General features: G+C 26.5%; 2 protein-coding genes. One reads left to right on the top strand and one right to left on the bottom strand.

The window, feature by feature from the left end; genetic code table 11:
* On the top strand, nt 1–465 hold a 465-nt coding region (locus KKB09_07950; GenBank protein MBU4301120.1), incomplete at its 5' end, for a glycosyltransferase family 2 protein.
* Nucleotides 466–915: 450 nt separating this feature from the next.
* On the opposite strand, the gene KKB09_07945 is transcribed toward KKB09_07950, so the two are convergent.
* Nucleotides 916–1,839: an NAD-dependent epimerase/dehydratase family protein gene (locus KKB09_07945; GenBank protein MBU4301119.1), complete on the bottom strand. Its 924-nt coding sequence runs from the start codon at nt 1,837–1,839 to the stop codon at nt 916–918.
* Nucleotides 1,840–2,137: the final 298 nt, after the last annotated feature.

Raw genomic sequence — 2,137 nt, 5'->3', positions numbered from 1 at the left:
GCTGATTTAGCAACACCTATTGAAGAGTTGGCAAAGTTTCTAAAAATTATGAAGCAAGGTTTTGATATTATTATTGCATCAAGAGGATTAAAAGAATCTAAACTTATTGTTAAACAGCCTTTTTACAGACAGATTATGGGGACAACATTTCCCTTATTAGTTCGTCTTTTAGCATTAAGTGAATTTAAAGATACGCAATGCGGATTTAAATTATTTAAAACAGATGTAGCAAAAAAAATAGTTAATTTGCAAACCATTGAAAGATTTTGCTTTGATGTTGAAATATTATTTATTGCAAAAAAAATAGGCTGTAAGATTAAAGAAGCTCCTGTTGTATGGATTAGTAAACAAGATAGCAAAGTTAGAATAATAAAAGATACCTTAAATATGCTAGCAGATTTGTTCAGGATTAGATTGAATAATTTATTAAAAAAATATGAAATAAATAACATAGAGGGAAATTAAACAAGTTCCATTTTTTTAAATTTGAAAAAATCATAAATTAGAGAGATCCTGTCAATTCTATCTCTATACTGAGTTTCTGAGATTAAATCCAAAAGCAAATGAAAACTAAATCCTATGAAAATAAAAAAGAAATAAGGAAATAATTTAGAAAATAATAAAAGAATAATTAATATTTCTACACCATGCAAAAAGCAAAATGCAAGGTAAAACTTGTTTCTTTGCTTGCGTGGTAAATTATGGAATTTGTTAACTTTTTTAATAAACCAATTATAAGAATTTTTTAAACTCAAGTCTTTTTTCTTAAAAACATAATAAAGATAATGGTCAACATCAATTAAAACTGTAGAGAAAATAATAATTAAAACACCAATAATGCCTATTTGGGGAAACAAAAAAAGTAAAACTAGAGAGAAGATTATTCCGAGGATGAGGTGTTGAGTTGGATACATTTTAAGTTTTAATTAAATTTTCTTGAACATATTCTAAGGTTTCTTTTAATCCTTGCTTTATATTATGTCTTGGGTTCCAACCTAATTCTTTTTTTGCTAAAGAAATATCAAGATAAATATCTTTTACTTCTCCTTTTACTGCTTGAACATATTTTGCATTTTCTTTTAAATTGCACAATTCTTTAAGAATTTTAAAAATTTCATTTACACTTATTTGTTCTCCATATGCCAGGTGAAATAATTTATTTTTTGAATTTTTATTAATATTCTCAGCAATAAATTCTGCCAAATCACAAACATAAATAAAATCTCTTGTCTGATTTCCATCTCCAAAGATTGATGGTATTTTATTTTTTAATATACAATCTATAAAAAGAGATATTACCCTTTTGTATTTAATATCATCTCTAGGACCATAAACATTTCCAAAACGCAAGATTAAATAGTCCAAGCCACATAATTGATTATATGCTCTGACATAATGCTCTGCTGTATATTTTGAAATCCCATATGGTGAGCATGGTTTTCCCAGATGTTTTTCATCCACAGGCAGGTATTCTGGCTCTCCGATGACTGCTATTGTTGATGTATAAATTATTTTTTTAACATTATGTTTTCTGCAAGATTCTAGCACATTTATTGTTCCAAAAATATTTGTTTTAGCATCATAAATTGGATTTTCTAAAGAATCTCTTAGCATTACTTGTGCAGCCATATGAATTACAATTTCTGGTTTTTCTTTTTTAAAAATTAAATCTATCTCTTTAGTAATGTCTGCTTCATAAAATTTAGCCTTGTCATTTATATAATCTTTCTTGCCTGTGCTTAAATTATCTATTATTACAACCTCATAATCTTTTTTGATTAATAAATCAACTATCTGGCTTCCGATAAACCCTGCCCCCCCTGTAACTAAAATTTTCATATTTCAAGGAAAATATAGTGGTTTTTAAGATTTATGTAGTGGAGATTTAATTTTGAGATGAATATTGAAGAATCAGATTATCTCCTTTGAAAATTTTGATCATCATGATCAAATTTACTTAAAATAAGAGAAATGATAAAGAAATTACGGAAATTCTTTTAATAAATTATCTGAAAACAATTGCCTTTGTCTGGTCTAAACAATCTTTGCACAGCTGAATACTTTTTTGAATTTCTTCTTTTTTTGCTGAAATTGTTGTTCCATAAGTATAAAATTCTCTTTTCTCAATTATGCTTGT

The organism is Nanoarchaeota archaeon (genome assembly GCA_018897155.1).
GTDB lineage: Archaea > EX4484-52 > EX4484-52 > EX4484-52 > LFW-46 > LFW-46.
The sequence above is the reverse complement of the archived record's forward strand: the minus strand, read 5'-3'. Positions and strand labels throughout refer to the sequence as shown.

What these genes read in the sequence shown, in the direction of transcription:
- KKB09_07945 (MBU4301119.1), bottom strand. Translation starts at nt 1,839, where the DNA reads ATGAAAATTTTAGTTACAGGGGGGGCAGGGTTTATCGGAAGCCAGATA.